Raw genomic sequence first — 13,512 nt, forward strand, 5'->3', positions numbered from 1 at the left:
CTCCGGGAGTCAGGCGTCAGGCGCCGAGGGCGGCCCGGTAGTCCGCGATGGCGGTCACGCCGGCCGGGTTCTCCTCCTCGGCGGGCGCCCGCTCCAGCTCAACGCGCACGCGGCGTCGGGCACCTTCGGTGGTCAGGAGTTCCGTCATGGCAGAGGAGACTGCGGCGAAGAGCTGGGCAGAGAACCGGCCGGCGGCAAGGTTCCGGGACATGGCCTCGGCGACGTACCGGGCGGTGGCCACGTCGGACGGCTCGTAGAACTGGGACTGCCCGGAGGCGCCCAGGGAGAGGTACCAGTCACAGGCAATGGCGTGCCAACTCGCGTCAGGGTCGGGCCACTCGACCACACCGGAAGCGGACGCAGTGCGCACCGGTTCGGCGCCGTCCTTGTTGCGGCGGCGCCGCTCTGTTGAACGCTTCGGCACGGGTCCGCGGGTGCCCACGCGATCACCTCCGACTGCTTGTGTTCAGAGAAAGAGGGAGCGGGAGACCGCCCGCCTTACGCCCCTGTCGGCCGCACCAGAGGTGCGAGCTACTCGTGGGGACGGGCGGTTCCCGCGCGTTGCCTCACGACCTCGGCAGGCCACCCCGAGTAGCGGCGGGATGCGTGATGCACGGGCAACGTGGTCAAGGCCCCGGTTCACGGGCTCGGAAACCCGTACAGAAAGACAGGTGCATTGCCCATCGCCCTGGGTCGGAACCGGGGAGGGGGGTCACCCCCCAGGGGGTAGTCACACAGAGTTACCCCAGTCGGCCGGGGTGGGGGTCGTCGGGGCGGCGCCGGCCGGGGCGGCGGGCGCGGCCGGCGGCGCCCTCGGCCGCGCTCTTCTGGGCGTGGCAGGGGCCGCATACGCCCTGTAGAGCCCGGTCGCGGTGGTCGTCGGTCATGGCCTGGACGTGGTCGACCTGAGTCGAACGACGGATGCCACAGATGCGGCATACCGGGTCGCGCGCCAGGACCCGGGCCCGGATCACCGACCAGTTCCCGGGTAGGCGAGCGGCGCGGTTGCTGGTGTGCCAGGGCAGGGGCCGTCACCTCCGGGTGTCGGTGACGGTGGGAATTGGGCCCGGGTCTTTCCTGTGGAGCCTTCGAGAGCCGGTCCGGTGCGCCGAGAGGCAGAAGGGCTTTTCACCCAACAGACGCAGTCCGGGCTGCGAGTCGTCCGTAGCCGGGTCAGAATCCGACGGGGTGGGGAACGAACAGGACCACCTGGGACAGGCGCTGGTGTGCGTCATGCGCGCCCGCACGGAAGGGAACCACTATGCCCGGATTGACGGGATGGTCGGGATGGAAGGCCAACGATCCCGACAGCACCATTCAGGCGGTCGCGGACAGTTCCGGGGGCCACTGGACGGCTGGACAGCTGAAGAACGACCCTTACGGGTTCCATCGCATGATGTTCGAGAACTGGTCGGACGAGCGGCTGACCGACCTGTATCACAAGATGCAGGACTCGCCGGGCACCAATGCTCTGCCCGGCGGCTCGCTGCCGCTGTTCATCCGGGAGGTCCGCAAGATGAGCCTCGGCGACATCATCTGGCGGCCTCGCCCGGGCGAGATGGAGAAGTCGCCGAACAACCCCTGACGGCCACGACGAGTACACCATCCGGAAGCTCTACTAGTGCCCGCCCCCGGGTTCGAACCGGGATCTCTGCGGCATAACCGAGCCGATTGGCTGCGCATTGGCCGCGCACCTCTCCCTTGGGTCAGGCGGGCGTGTAAGGAGTCCGCACGGGCTTGCGACCCCGTTCGGCTCGCCCTCGATGTCGAGGACCGGTTACTAGTGGGCGGTGCGGACTCCCTGGTGATCCCGGCCGGAGTCGAACCGGCTCACCCGTGCGGTGCGGGTGCCTCCCCGGAGGCAGGGACCGGCTACCCCGGTGGGCGCAGTGGTGGGTCAGGGAGTCGACAGTGAGGCGGTGGCCTTGCGGGGGTCGCCCTTGATGAAGGTCAGTACGTACTGGTGGTGTCTGCCCATCTTGCGGGACGCGCGCCATTGGGCACCGAGTCGCATGGGGACGGTGCCGAGGGTGTTGACCAAGATCGCGTCGTTGTAGAGGCGGGCGCCGGCCGCTTCGTGTGCGGCAATGGTGAGCGGCACAAGGCCGCGGGCGGTGCCCGTGCTGTTGCGAACCTCGCCCACAACCCAGGTGGCGAACCGGTCGCGCGCGAGACAGCGGACGGTTTCGGCGATGATCGCGCTGTACGCCTCAGCGAACGTCGCCCACCTCATGGTGGACAGGTCGGCTGGATGATCGCTGTATCGCTCAAGGTCGTGGTACGGCGGACAGGTGAAGACGTAGTCCGCGTGGGCCGTGGGCAGTTCGGGGAGTTCTTCGAGTGCGTCGCCGTGAATCCATCGGGGTTCGGAGGCGAGTAGGTCGCGGGCGCGCCAGTCTGCGGCGGCTTCCTCGTTGGCGTCGATTTGGACGGGCGACAGGTCAATACCGGTGTACCGGAAGCCGCCGTTGGCGGCGACGAGGCCGCGCACGGAGCCGCCGGCGAAGGGGTCGAGGATTTGCCCGCCGTCCGGGCAGTACCAGGTGTAGGACGCCTCTGCGAGGACGGGATCGAAGGTGGAGAGTCCGCCGTTGACGTCGGCGAGCTTCCGGCCGAAGGAACCGCCGGTGTTGAACGTGGTGACGTCGCGTCCTCGTCGGCTGTGCAGCCCGAGGTCTTCCCAGGCGCGGCGGCGGTCTCGCCATGGGCCCAGGTCTGTCCGGAGGACGGAGAACGGCTGTATGCCCGGCAGGGCGCGCCCGGTGGTCACGGGGGCGGCGTCGATCAGGGCGAGTTGAGACACGGGGCGCGGCCTTTCGTGCAGGCGCTCACGCTGCCGTGGTGCCCCGCTGGGTCACGTAGTCGCGGACTTCGCGCAGGTCGACCAGGGCCCGGCCGGCTTGGTCGTAGCCGGACCGTCGGACGTGGCCGCGGTGGATCCACTGGCGGACCGTGGCGGGTGTGACGTGGAAGTGGTGGGCGGCGGCGACGGTGTCGCAGATAAGGGGAGTGGTTGGGGACACGTGCGTCTGCCTCCGCCTGGGTACGAGAAAGCCCCTCCGGCCGGGGGGGGAGGGGCCGGAGGGGCTTTCTGGCTTTCGCACCGGTATGCGGACATACGGGGGGTGCTGCGATTGAGTGTGACACGGCCGGAGGGGATCCCCAAATACCCCTGCTGGTCAGACGGCTAGGGCGAGCGCTGCGCCCAGGTCGATGGCGTCCCAGGTGGTTCGGCACCACCGGCACGTGACGGTGGCCGCTCCGGGGACGTAGCGCAGGACGGCGCCGCACGCCTGCGCGGGGTCGTCGGGTGCGGGGGCGGGGCAGTGCCCGATGCGCCGGGCGCGCTTGCCGGGGTCCAGGAGCCCGGTTGCGTCGCTGTGAAGGTCGGCGATCTCCTGGGCGAAATCGTCTATCGCCAAGTGCTGTTCGACGGCCCAGGGCAGGTTGGTCCGCAGGGCGGCGGCGGCCTCGGCAAGTGGATCGGTGCGGTACGTGGGGGACGGCCATTGGAGGTGGTCGTGCCAGTCGGCGAGCCAGGTGTCCAGCACAGCCGCGGCGGCGGTGATGCGGTCGAGGATGTCGAGGCGGATCGGGGCCGGCGGTTCGGCGCTGGAGCGGGCGATGGGTCCGTCCAGCGCGCGACGGGATCCGGGGGTCAGGAGTCCATGAAGATCGTGGATCAGGTCCGGGAGGTGGTCGAGGTGGTCGGCGATCCGCCGTTCGCACTGACGGCACGCAAATCGGTGCCACTCGTCGGCCCACAGGGGGCGGTGGCAGATGGTGCAGGTGGGGCGGTTGGGGTCGGTCATGGTGTGCGTCCTCCTTGCTGCCGACGGGGTCAGGCTGCGATCTGGGCTATGGCGTGGCCTGGGGCGATGTCGCCGGCGCACAAGTCCCGCAGCGTGATGACGATCTCCGTGCGCCGGTGGGTGGTGCACAGGAGGGTGTCGGCGATGTGGGCGGCGGTGGCGAGGCGCTCGTAAAGGTCGTCCAGGCCGTCGTCGGTGATGGTGGTGGCGGTGGATCTGGTCATGCGGCGGCGGCTTCCGTGCGTGCGACGTGACGTCGGGAGGTGGGGCGGTAGGCGTGCTCCGCTTCGGTGCGACCGCCCCAGATGCCCCACTCCCTGTGCTCGCGGGCCCAGGCACCGCAGGTAGAGCGGATGGCACAGCCGGAGCAGACCTCCTTGGCCGCGGCGACTCGCTCGGCGTACTCCTTCGGCAGCTCTTGCCGGTCGGGTGGGAAGAAGAGGGCGGGGGCGGTCGCGCAGGGGACGCGGTACTCATTGCTGCGGGGGACGTAGGGCGGTGGGGTGATTTTGATCGGCGGCACGCGGTTCCTGTGGGTGCTTGTTGGCGGGGCGGGGCGGGGTAGAACCGGCCCCGCGGGTTCGAATGGCTGTACGGCTCCGTGTGGGGCGTTTACGGACGCCTGCCGGTCATAGGTCGCGATTGCGGGTGCGGGGCCGCGGGAGGGGCCGTTGTGGCCGTTGTTGACCTTGGTGGGGTAGAAGCGGCGGGAGAGGCTGGAGAGGTAGACGTGGAATCCGATGTGGCGGGCGCCGTCTTTCTCGCACTCCCCCGGCTGGTCAAGGGCGGAGTTCCTTCGGGACGTGGCGGCCGGTGGCGGCGAGTAGTTCGGCGAGGGGACGGCGGCGGGTGGTGGGGTCGGCGGCGCGGATGCGCTGGGCGCGGACGGCGGCGAGGTAGGCGGGGATGTCGTCAGGGTCTGCGTCGGGTATCTCCGGGTGCTGGCCGGGGCCGTGGATGTGGCGGGAGCGGCCGGCGCGCAGTTCGCGCACCTTCGCCGTGATCTCGCCTACGGCCACGAAGGCTTTGCCGCTGTCCACGAGGGCGATGACGGCGGCGCGGGCGTCGGCGAGGTTGTAGGGGGCGAGGACGTCGTGCCAGGCGTCGGGGGTGTACTCGTCGAAGCGCTGGCCGGGGCAGATGGCGCGGACATAGCGAGTCAGGGCCACGGTTTCTTCGGGGGTCACGAGATCAGGGCTTTCTGTGCGTCGGTCTCGGCAGCGTCTTCGGCGGCCATGCGGGCGCGGGCGCGGTCCAGGGCGCGGGCGAACTGGTCGTCGCTGGCGGCTTGGTGCCGGTCCACGAAGGGGCCGGGGAGGGGTGCGGCGGGTGCGTCGGCGGGGGTGTCGGGGAGGGCATCCCAGACCTTCAGCAGGTAACGAATGGTGCGTGGCGGGTTGGCGGGGTTCCATGCACGGCGTGCGGCGTCCACGAGCCGGTCGGCGGGGATGCGGTCGAGGTGTCTGCGGAGTGCCTCGCGGTCGCTGCTGTCGGTTCGCCATCCCACGTGGCATCCGGCCGCGGTGAGTTGATCGGCGAGGGGTTGTGCGAAGGCGGGGACGCCGGCCGCCTCCGGCCCGGCCGGTGTGCGCTGTGGGGGGTGAAGGGGGGACTGTTCTATCCCGGTAGGGATAGAACTTGGGTCGGGACGGGTCGGGTCTACGTGCGCGCCCGCGAGGCGTCCGGCGTGACGCACCTCTTTGACCTGCGGCGCTGCCGGAAAACGGGGGGTCGAATCGGCGTCGTTTCGCGTGCGCTTCGGACGTGAAGCGGGTGTGGTTCGTGCGCGGTTCGCGTCCGGAGCAGCGGCGGTTTTTGCCGCTCGTACCTGCCGCTGGCGCTCGGCTGCTCGCTCGCGGTCGGCTTCGACGCGGGATCTGGAGGGGTTGGAGGCGAGGAAGTCGTGGACGAGGTAGTCGCCGGGGTCCGGCTGCGGGCAGCGCACGCACTCGTGCCCGGCGGTGTGCAGCAGCCCGACGGCGGACAGCTTGCGGATCTGCGGCGCGGTCCCGTACTCACGCACGACCGCCCCCGGGATGACGCCGTCCGTCAGGTGCTGACCTGCATACGAAATGACCCTCACCAGCAGCCCGGCGGCGGCGTTGCCTGCCCGGATGATCTTCGGGTGTGAGTGGAAGCCATCGTCCAGCCGCGCCCACATGTTCTGTTCCCCTCCCCTGGTCCTGACTGATTGCACGCGGCCCGCCCGGTCACCGGGCGGGCGTGTTCACGCCGCGGGTGCTGTCTCCTCCGGCGCCGCGGTGATGCGGTAGACGGTGATGCGGTGGCCGTGCGTCGCCGGCGCCGTGCTCGGCACCGTCCGGCCGGTGGCGGTGATCGCGCCGGAGGCGGCCAGGCCGCGCACCGCGGCGCCGAGGAGGCCGTGGGGCAGGTCGTCCGGAAGCTGACGGCGGAAGTCGTTGGCGGAGAACTCCCCTTCCGTCAGGCCGTGGTCGAGGATGAGTTCCTGCACCAGGGCGAGTTGGTCGCGACCGGCCGCCGCGCGGATGCGGGCGAGGAGGCGGTTGGCGCGCCGCTGGGCGCGGAACTGGTCGAGGTGCACCGCGCCCGGCGGGGCGGCTTCCTCGGGCGTGGTCGCGGCGTCGTCCCGAACGGTGTGGACGGCGGCGGCCGGCGTGGAGCTGGTCATGCTGTTGCCTTCATGTAGGTGCGGTTGGGGATGAGGGACCGGGTACTGCCGTCGGGACGCACGGACCGGGTGGCGATCTTCTGTCCGGCCGCGCGGCAGTGGCGGGCATCGCCCATGACGGCCAGGACGGCGGTGGCGAGGTCTGTTTTCCGGGCGTCGGCACGCTGGGCGTCGAGGACCGCGGACCGGTACGCCTCGGCGAGGTCCGGAGCTATGTCGACGTCACCCACCGGTTCCGGCACGCGCCCGGAATTTGGGGGCGGGGCCGGGCGCTCGTCCGCCGGCGGCGGCTCGCCCGCGGCCACGCTCCGCAGGAACTCGGCTGCCGACTCCCGCAGCACTTCAGCCTCGGCAGCGTCGTAAGGGACGGTGTATTCGCGGTAGTCCTGTCCTGCCACCAGGACCGCCACGTGTGCGACGTCGAGGCCGAGGGTGTCGAGCTGCCACAGGACTTGGCAGCGGTAGTAGAGGGGAACGCCGCCGGCCCAGTCCTCTTCGTAGCGGCTGGTCTTGATCTCCAGCAGGGACGCCGGCCCGCCGTCGGCGGGGGTGAGGATGCGGTCCGGGGTGGCGCGCTGCCAGCCCCGGGCCCGGTTGGCCCACGTGCCCGTGGTGTGGACGGCGAGGTCCGGGTGGGTTTCCGCGAAGACGTCGGCGATCACGGGCTCCAGGCGGGTGCCCCACTTCATGGCGACCGTTGATGCGACCGTCTTTGCCGGGACGGTCCCGGCCTTCCGGTGCCACAGGGACGCGCGGGTCCGCCAGGGCGAAAGTCCCATGACGGCCGCAACTTCTGTGGCGGTGATGACGAGACCCGAGCGGGCGCGGTCCCACTCGGCCGTGCCCGGGGCGAAGGTGCCCAGGAGACGGGCGGCGGGTATCTGCGGTGTAGTCATCGGATGTCACCCCCGCGGTGCCGGCCGCGTCGGCGGCCGGGCATGCCCTCGGTACGGATGAGCCACGCCGAGGTCGCCCCGCCGACGAGCAGGGACCCGACGATGACCCAGGCGGTCATGCCGCCCACCGCTCACTCACGCGACGGCCGGACCGGTCGCGCTTCGGCCGCGCCTGGTTGAGCGGGTTCAACTCCGGGTTCGACCGGGAGTCGGCCGCCTCACACGCGTCCAAGTAGGCATCGAGTTCAACGAGCCGGTAGACAACGTGGCCTTCCATGCGGAAGGACTTGGGCCCGCGGCGGCGGTGACGCCAGGTACGCAGGGTCGGGATGGCCACGCCGAGGTAGGCGGCGGCCTGCGCGGTGCGCAGGACAGCGGGCCGGATGACGTCTGCATGGGCCGCGGATGAGGCGATGACGGCGCCAGTGATCACAAAACCCCCCTGGGTTCAGCGGGGGCCTTGTTGCCCCCCGCGCCATCAACTTAGACAACGAAAGACAACGAAACAAGCGTTAAAAGCCATTCGATTGACATCGATGGCCCCATGGCGTTCCATGGCGTTGCGGCGCGTTTCGACGCGTTGCAGATCAAGAGAAGGGGGACGTACTTTGACCACGACCGGGGAAACCACGGCTAGCCAACGACGGGGCAAGGATCGTGACCGACATGCCACAAGAGCGCTGGCCGATACTCAGCGCCGCCCTGCGCCAGGAGCGGGAACGCCAGGGCCTGAGCCAGCAGGAACTCGCCGAACGCGCCGGCGTGTCCGTGGGCAGCGTGAAGAACGCCGAGCGAGGTACCGCCCCGAAAGGTCGGCGGCCGTACACCCTGACACTCATCGCGACCGCGCTGGGCTGGGCGCCCAGTTGCGTCGACGACGTTCTATCCGGCATGCCTGCCCCGACCTCGGCCCCCGAGGTATCTGTGGTTGCACCCGTGGTGGAGGCGGAGCTGAAGCCCGCCATGAGCGGAATCGATGAGGTCGCCCGAGCCATGTACGGCGCACTCAAGTTCCAGATGGCATGTCAGCAGCACGGAGCCCCGCCGGAGGCGATCGCAGATTTTGAGGCAGCCACCCAAAGGCTCCTCGCCTTCACCATGCGCGCGCAGTCGGAGCGCCCACGGCTGACCCAGGAGCATTTCGAGGCGGTTGCACATTCCGCCAAGGGCGACGGAGGTCCCGAGAGCGACCGCAGCGCGGTGGACGAGGCCGTTCGCCGGTTTGACGGCGAAAACCTGTAAACCTGTAACAGGTTCGTCCCAAGCACAACCCCATTTCAAGCAAATACCACTGTAAATGCCACTTGCACGCATCTGTGTAGCCGATTCATGATCGGACGGCCGCTTAACAGCTTGAAATGGGGGGGCGAATGATGACCCATGCCTACAACCGGAAGGCCGCAACGGCACGGCTTTCCCCTGACCCCGTGTGCGCCCGCGTGCCCGAATCTGCCGGGGAGCCCTACTCCCCCTTGGAGCGGGCTGAGCAGCTTGGCCTGCACGTCCGGTACGCGGAGCTGTCCGACTCATGGGCGTGGTGGGTCCCGTCCCGTCGTCTGATCCTCCTTGCCAACCGGCTTACGGCCGTCCAAGAGCGGTGCGCGCTCGCCCACGAGGTTGAGCACGCACACCGCGGTGACGTCGACTGCCGCGCGGTTGAACACCCCGCCGCCCACATCTGGGGCCGCCGACAGGAAAGCCGCGCCGATGAGGCTGCGGCCCGTCGGCTGATCTCCACCGCTGCCCTTGAGGCCGCGATGCGCTGGGCGGATTCCTACGAAGAAGCAGCGCAGGAGCTGCAAGTCACGGAGCACATGCTTCGGGTGCGGCTCCGCCTTCACAGAAGAGACCTTGAGTGCCTGGATACATTGAGGATCGCTGGCTGACCAAGAAGAAAGACCCGGTCACCGGCAAGCGCAAGCGGACTGCCCGTTACGGGAAAGGCATGCGATACCGGGTGGCTGGCATACCCGGTATCGCGGACCGGTCGTTCGAGCTGGAGAGCGACGCTAAGACGTGGCTCTCCACCTCTCAGACGGATGTAAGCCGCGGCACCTTCGCCGACCCGCGCGACGGCCTCATCACCCTCTCCGAGTACATCACCACCGTGTGGTTGGAGGGCAAAGGTGGCACGGAAAAGAGCTCGCGGAACGTCCGCCACCAGCTCAACCACATCCACAACTTCGTCGGCCACCTGTCCCTGATTCACATCGATGCCGCGGTGGTGCGTAAGTTCATCGTCCAGTTGGACAAGGTGGCCAAGCTTGCCAACACCTATGCACACAGCATCTGTTCGACGCTGCGAAACATCCTCGATGTCGCGGTGGACGATAAGCGCATTGCGCAGAACCCGGCTCGATCCAAGTCGGTAGTCTTCCCGTCGAAGAAGATCAAGGAGAAGCGGGAAGCGTGGGCCGCGGCGGTCGTCCGGCGGGTCCTGGCGGCGATCTCCCCCCGCCATCGCCTGTCAGTCGTGCTCGGCACCGGGTGCGGCCTGCGGCAGGGCGAGGTCTTCGGTCTCGCGGAAGAGGACTTCGACTTCGAGCAGCATGTGATCCATGTGCGCCGGCAGGTGCAGATGATCAACAACAAGATCTTCTACAAGCTCCCCAAGGGCGAGAAGACCCGCGTCGTCCCCATGGCCCCCTCCGTCGAGGCGGAGGCGCGTGATCACATGGCGAAGTTTCCGCCCGTCGCGGTAGAGCTGCCGTGGGGCGAATCGACCGCCCCGGAGACGCAGACCCACCGCCTGGTGATGACCACGGTCAACGGGGCGGCGAACAACTTCAACACCTGGAACCTGCGCACCTGGAAACCGGCCCTCGTCAAAGCCGGCGTGATCCCCGCTCCGCCCTCGGGAGCCCGGCGCGGGACGTTCAAGATGCCCCGCAAGTTCGGCTTCCACGTCACGCGCCACACGTACGCCTCCACCGTGCTCCAGGGCGGCGAGGACATCGTCACGCTGTCTCACTGGCTCGGCCACGAGACGCCTACGATCACGTTCGAGCACTACGCGCACTTCATGCCGCAGTCCGGCAAGAAGGGGGCCGACGCCGTCGACCGCATGATGGGCTACGTCCCGCCCGCGGCGCCCGCTGCTCCCCCGGCGCTGAAACTCCCCAGATTCTCCCCAGAGCACATCTGGAAGCCCTACCCGCACCACAAACCCGCAGGTCAGGCAGTGCGAGTAGGGGGGACGGCTCGAGTCTCCCCCCTCTTGACTCGAGCCGTCGTGGCCGGACGCGCGACCCCCGCACGAATGACCACTCGGTCAAGGCTAGTTGACTCAGCGTCAGTGTCCAATCACACCGGCGACACCGCCCTATCGACTTATTTATAGTTCCCCTACGACCGGCAAGCACCGAGTCAGGGGAGACGGCATGGATCTGGCCCTGCTGCGCACGTTCGTCACGGTGCACCGGGCCGGGTCCTTCACCCGCGCCGCGGCCCTCCTCGGCCTCTCCCAGCCCGCCGTCACCGGCCAGATCCGCACGCTGGAGACGCAGTTGGGCCGCCCCCTCTTCCTCCGCCTGGCCCGCGGCGTGCGCCCCACCACCACCGGCGAGGAACTGGCCCACAAGATCGCACCGCACGTCGACGCGCTGCTGGAGATCACCGAGGCGGGCATCGACGAGGAGGGAACGCCGCACCGCACCCTCCACCTCGCCGGCCCTCCCGAGTTCACCGGCCTGCGTGCCCTTCCCGCGCTCACTCCCCTCATCGCGCAAGGCCTGACCGTACGCGTCGCCCACGGCACCTCCGACGAGCTCTTCGAGAGCCTGTCCGCCGGCCACCACGACCTCGCGATCACCACCGCGCGCCCGCGCGGCCGGCTGCTGACCGCCACCCCGCTCTGCGACGAGGAGCACGTCCTCGTGGCGGCGCCGCGCTGGGCGGCGCGGTTGGGCGGACCGGCCGTCGTGCGCGACAAGGGCGTACGGGCCCTTGCGCACCTGCCCGTGGTCGAGGTCCACGAGACCCTCCCGCTCGTCACCCGCTACTGGGCCGCCGTCTTCGACACCGAGCCCGTCGCCTCCGGCAGCGTCGTCGTGCCCGACCTCCGGACCGTCCTCTCCTGCGTCATCGCGGGCGCCGGCATCGGCGTGCTGCCCCGCTACCTGTGCGAGGACGCCCTCGACACGGGCGAACTCGTCGCCCTCCTGGACCCGCCCGTCCCCCCGCTGCGCACCTACTTCCTCGTCGTGCGGACCGGCACGCTGGCCCACCCGCACCTCGCACGGGCACACGAGTGGCTGCTGCGCGCTGCCGTTTCCTGGTGAGAAAGGGCTGCCGCCAGGGGTTTCGCCGACCGCCCTGCGCGGCAGATGTCCCCTATGACCGAACGTCCAGTGGTCAAGCGCACCGCTCGCGCCATCCTCCTCGACAGCGGCGGCGATCCCGGGCCCCACGCCGCCCTGGAAATGATCCTGATCAAGCGCACCAAACCCGGTCAGGCGCCGTACTGGATCACCCCCGGCGGCGGCATGGAGCCGGAGGACACCACGGTGGTCGCCGCGCTCCACCGCGAGGTCGACGAGGAGCTCGGCGCCAAGGTCGTCGATGTCGTCCCCGCCTTCGTCGACACCGTCACCCACTCCCTCCACCACGCCGCCCACGGCGTCAAGGTGCAGCACTTCTTCGTCTGCCGGCTCGCCTCCATGGACCTTTCGCAGCGCCACGGCCCCGAGGTCGACGAGCCGCGCGGGACGTACGAGGTGGTGCGGATCCCCTTCACGCGGGCCGGGATCGCCTCGGTGGAGCTGGTGCCCCCGTCGCTGCGCGCCTACCTCGACGCGAACATCGAGGGCGTACGGGCTCTGCTGGCCGACGACCTGGGGTAGCAGCGGTTCCCGCGGGTCAGCCCGGTGACGCCGCCATGAGGCCGCCGATCTCGTCGTGACGTATGCGGTGGGACGGAATGCCGATGCCCACCAGCGTGTCCACACCGCTGCGGATCATCCCGGGCGGGCCGGACAGGTAGGCGTCGTAGGCGGGCCAGGGCCCGTACTGGCGGACGATGGCGGGGAGTTCGCCGCTCAGGCCGCGGGTGGGGCCGTCGGAGACGACCGGCCGCACCGAGAGCCAGTTGTGCGCCCGCTGCAACTGCAGCATGGTGTCGATGTCGTAGAGGTCGCCGGCGTGGCGCGCCCCGTAGAAGACCTCGACGGGGCGGCAGCGACCGTGTTCGGCGACGTCCTCCACGAGCGCCTTGATCGGGGCGATGCCGGTGCCGCCGCCCAGGCACAGCAGGCCGTTGTCAGTGCTGTGGTCCACAATCATGGAACCGGCGGGGGGACCGAGCCGCAGGACATCGCCCGGGCGGGCGCGGTGGACGAGGGCGCCGGACACCCAGCCCGCGGGGACGGCCTTCACGTGGAAGGAGAGCAGCCCGTCCGGGCGGGGCGCGGCGGAGAAGGAGTAGTGCCGCCACACGCGCGGCCACCAGGGGGTTTCCAGGGTCGTGTACTGGCCCGCGAGGAAGGGGTACGGCTGATCGGGCCGTACGGTCACGACGGCGATGTCCGGCGTGCGCAGCTCGTGGCGGACGATCTCGGCCTGCCACCAGGCGGGGGACTGCTCCTCGTCCTCGGCGGCAGCGTCGATCATGATCTGGGAGATCGCCGTGTACGTGCGCACCCAGGCGGCTTCGGTGGCCTCGTTCCAGGTGGCGGGGGCGTAGCGGGCGAGGGCGGCGAGCAGGCACTCGCCGACGGCGGGATAGTGCTCGGGCCGCGTGCCGTACTTCCTGTGCCCGCGGCCGAGCCGGGAGAGGTAGGTGGTGAGGGTGACGGCGTCGTCCGCGTGCCGGGCGGCGGTCAGCAGCGCCTTGAAGAGGCGGTCGCGCTGGGTGTCCATGGCCACGGGGAAGAGGGCGCGGAGATCGGGATTCCGTATGAACAGGAGCGCGTAGAAGTACGAAGTGGCCTTGTCGGCCACGGGTTCCAGCTCCGCCAGGGTGCTGCGGACGGCGTGGGTGTCGGGTGACTCCGCTGCTCCGGCCGCGGGGGCGGGGGCCGGAGCGGGGCGGAACCGCTGGTCGGGCGGCGGCTCGGCCGGGCGCTGATGTTCAGCCGGTCGCTGGTGCTCGGCCGGTCGCTGGTGCTCAAGCGGCCACTGGTGCTCGGGCGGGGGAGAAGGGGGAGCGGCGGGGGGC

The 13,512-nt window shown here is 70.0% G+C and carries 19 protein-coding genes; 6 read left to right on the forward strand and 13 right to left on the reverse strand.

Annotation, left to right across the window (positions count from 1 at the left end; translation table 11 throughout):
* Positions 1 to 16: 16 nt before the first annotated feature.
* Positions 17 to 442, reverse strand: coding sequence for a hypothetical protein (locus tag B7P34_RS06770; RefSeq protein ID WP_189382539.1), 426 nt, complete (start codon positions 440 to 442; stop codon positions 17 to 19).
* An 819-nt stretch (positions 443 to 1,261) separates the two neighbouring features.
* Between B7P34_RS06770 and B7P34_RS36675 the strand changes: the two genes are divergently transcribed.
* On the forward strand, positions 1,262 to 1,585 hold the full coding sequence (locus tag B7P34_RS36675; RefSeq protein ID WP_146166756.1) for a hypothetical protein: 324 nt from the start codon (positions 1,262 to 1,264) through the stop codon (positions 1,583 to 1,585).
* Positions 1,586 to 1,897: 312 nt separating this feature from the next.
* Here the strand turns inward: B7P34_RS36675 and B7P34_RS06785 are convergent, their stop codons facing one another.
* From B7P34_RS06785 to B7P34_RS06830, 11 genes are all read right to left on the reverse strand, one after another.
* Positions 1,898 to 2,803 (reverse strand): class I SAM-dependent methyltransferase, encoded by a 906-nt coding sequence (locus B7P34_RS06785; protein WP_106674885.1) that lies wholly within the window; start codon positions 2,801 to 2,803, stop codon positions 1,898 to 1,900.
* A gap of 25 nt (positions 2,804 to 2,828) precedes the next feature.
* Positions 2,829 to 3,023 carry a hypothetical protein gene (locus B7P34_RS06790; RefSeq protein ID WP_106674886.1) on the reverse strand — a complete coding sequence of 65 codons (195 nt, stop codon included), beginning with the start codon at positions 3,021 to 3,023 and terminating at the stop codon, positions 2,829 to 2,831.
* Positions 3,024 to 3,179: 156 nt separating this feature from the next.
* Positions 3,180 to 3,812 (reverse strand): hypothetical protein, encoded by a 633-nt coding sequence (locus tag B7P34_RS06795; RefSeq protein ID WP_106674887.1) that lies wholly within the window; start codon positions 3,810 to 3,812, stop codon positions 3,180 to 3,182.
* 29 nt (positions 3,813 to 3,841) lie between these two features.
* Positions 3,842 to 4,036, reverse strand: a complete 195-nt coding sequence (locus tag B7P34_RS06800; protein ID WP_106674888.1) for a hypothetical protein — start codon at positions 4,034 to 4,036, stop codon at positions 3,842 to 3,844.
* On the reverse strand, positions 4,033 to 4,335 hold the full coding sequence (locus B7P34_RS37320) for a WhiB family transcriptional regulator (protein ID WP_106674889.1): 303 nt from the start codon (positions 4,333 to 4,335) through the stop codon (positions 4,033 to 4,035). Before B7P34_RS37320 ends, B7P34_RS06800 begins: the two co-directional genes overlap by 4 nt.
* Before the next feature lie 256 nt (positions 4,336 to 4,591).
* Positions 4,592 to 4,999, reverse strand: a complete 408-nt coding sequence (locus tag B7P34_RS37325; protein ID WP_106674890.1) for a hypothetical protein — start codon at positions 4,997 to 4,999, stop codon at positions 4,592 to 4,594.
* Complete coding sequence (locus B7P34_RS36685) at positions 4,996 to 5,973, reverse strand: mucin-2 (protein ID WP_146166758.1); 978 nt, start codon at positions 5,971 to 5,973, stop codon at positions 4,996 to 4,998. Before B7P34_RS36685 ends, B7P34_RS37325 begins: the two co-directional genes overlap by 4 nt.
* Before the next feature lie 66 nt (positions 5,974 to 6,039).
* A complete protein-coding gene (locus B7P34_RS06820) occupies positions 6,040 to 6,462 on the reverse strand; it encodes a hypothetical protein (protein ID WP_106674892.1) in 423 nt (140 codons plus the stop codon).
* Positions 6,459 to 7,358 (reverse strand): YqaJ viral recombinase family protein, encoded by a 900-nt coding sequence (locus B7P34_RS06825; protein WP_106674893.1) that lies wholly within the window; start codon positions 7,356 to 7,358, stop codon positions 6,459 to 6,461. The genes B7P34_RS06820 and B7P34_RS06825 overlap by 4 nt, the downstream gene beginning before the upstream one ends.
* Positions 7,355 to 7,477 (reverse strand): hypothetical protein, encoded by a 123-nt coding sequence (locus B7P34_RS39275; protein WP_286157452.1) that lies wholly within the window; start codon positions 7,475 to 7,477, stop codon positions 7,355 to 7,357. The genes B7P34_RS06825 and B7P34_RS39275 overlap by 4 nt, the downstream gene beginning before the upstream one ends.
* The gene (locus B7P34_RS06830) at positions 7,474 to 7,791 is read right to left on the reverse strand and encodes a helix-turn-helix transcriptional regulator (protein WP_223267575.1); all 318 of its coding nucleotides are present in this window, start codon (positions 7,789 to 7,791) and stop codon (positions 7,474 to 7,476) included. Before B7P34_RS06830 ends, B7P34_RS39275 begins: the two co-directional genes overlap by 4 nt.
* 233 nt (positions 7,792 to 8,024) lie before the next feature.
* On the opposite strand from B7P34_RS06830, the gene B7P34_RS06835 reads away from it, so the two are divergent.
* From B7P34_RS06835 to B7P34_RS06855, 5 genes are all read left to right on the forward strand, one after another.
* Positions 8,025 to 8,600 (forward strand): helix-turn-helix domain-containing protein, encoded by a 576-nt coding sequence (locus B7P34_RS06835; RefSeq protein ID WP_106674894.1) that lies wholly within the window; start codon positions 8,025 to 8,027, stop codon positions 8,598 to 8,600.
* Positions 8,601 to 8,731: 131 nt separating this feature from the next.
* Complete coding sequence (locus tag B7P34_RS39670; protein ID WP_223267577.1) at positions 8,732 to 9,244, forward strand: ImmA/IrrE family metallo-endopeptidase; 513 nt, start codon at positions 8,732 to 8,734, stop codon at positions 9,242 to 9,244.
* Positions 9,214 to 10,698: a tyrosine-type recombinase/integrase gene (locus B7P34_RS06845; RefSeq protein ID WP_106674895.1), complete on the forward strand. Its 1,485-nt coding sequence runs from the start codon at positions 9,214 to 9,216 to the stop codon at positions 10,696 to 10,698. The genes B7P34_RS39670 and B7P34_RS06845 overlap by 31 nt, the downstream gene beginning before the upstream one ends.
* Before the next feature lie 40 nt (positions 10,699 to 10,738).
* Positions 10,739 to 11,638, forward strand: a complete 900-nt coding sequence (locus B7P34_RS06850; RefSeq protein WP_106674896.1) for a LysR family transcriptional regulator — start codon at positions 10,739 to 10,741, stop codon at positions 11,636 to 11,638.
* 54 nt (positions 11,639 to 11,692) lie between these two features.
* Complete coding sequence (locus B7P34_RS06855) at positions 11,693 to 12,199, forward strand: NUDIX hydrolase (protein WP_106674897.1); 507 nt, start codon at positions 11,693 to 11,695, stop codon at positions 12,197 to 12,199.
* A gap of 16 nt (positions 12,200 to 12,215) precedes the next feature.
* Here the strand turns inward: B7P34_RS06855 and B7P34_RS06860 are convergent.
* Positions 12,216 to 13,512, reverse strand: a 1,297-nt coding sequence (locus B7P34_RS06860; RefSeq protein WP_223267576.1) for a globin domain-containing protein, incomplete at its 5' end; no start/stop codon positions are given.

Source organism: Streptosporangium nondiastaticum, from assembly GCF_003011965.1.
Lineage (GTDB): Bacteria > Actinomycetota > Actinomycetes > Streptomycetales > Streptomycetaceae > Streptomyces > Streptomyces nondiastaticus.

Coding starts and splice junctions, on each gene's coding strand:
- B7P34_RS06820 (WP_106674892.1), bottom strand. CDS start 6,462: ATGACCAGCTCCACGCCGGCCGCCGCCGTCCACACCGTTCGGGACGAC.
- B7P34_RS06835 (WP_106674894.1), top strand. CDS start 8,025: ATGCCACAAGAGCGCTGGCCGATACTCAGCGCCGCCCTGCGCCAGGAG.
- B7P34_RS39670 (WP_223267577.1), top strand. CDS start 8,732: ATGACCCATGCCTACAACCGGAAGGCCGCAACGGCACGGCTTTCCCCT.
- B7P34_RS06825 (WP_106674893.1), bottom strand. CDS start 7,358: ATGACTACACCGCAGATACCCGCCGCCCGTCTCCTGGGCACCTTCGCC.
- B7P34_RS36675 (WP_146166756.1), top strand. CDS start 1,262: ATGCCCGGATTGACGGGATGGTCGGGATGGAAGGCCAACGATCCCGAC.
- B7P34_RS06850 (WP_106674896.1), top strand. CDS start 10,739: ATGGATCTGGCCCTGCTGCGCACGTTCGTCACGGTGCACCGGGCCGGG.
- B7P34_RS36685 (WP_146166758.1), bottom strand. CDS start 5,973: ATGTGGGCGCGGCTGGACGATGGCTTCCACTCACACCCGAAGATCATC.
- B7P34_RS39275 (WP_286157452.1), bottom strand. CDS start 7,477: ATGACCGCCTGGGTCATCGTCGGGTCCCTGCTCGTCGGCGGGGCGACC.
- B7P34_RS06795 (WP_106674887.1), bottom strand. CDS start 3,812: ATGACCGACCCCAACCGCCCCACCTGCACCATCTGCCACCGCCCCCTG.
- B7P34_RS06855 (WP_106674897.1), top strand. CDS start 11,693: ATGACCGAACGTCCAGTGGTCAAGCGCACCGCTCGCGCCATCCTCCTC.
- B7P34_RS06800 (WP_106674888.1), bottom strand. CDS start 4,036: ATGACCAGATCCACCGCCACCACCATCACCGACGACGGCCTGGACGAC.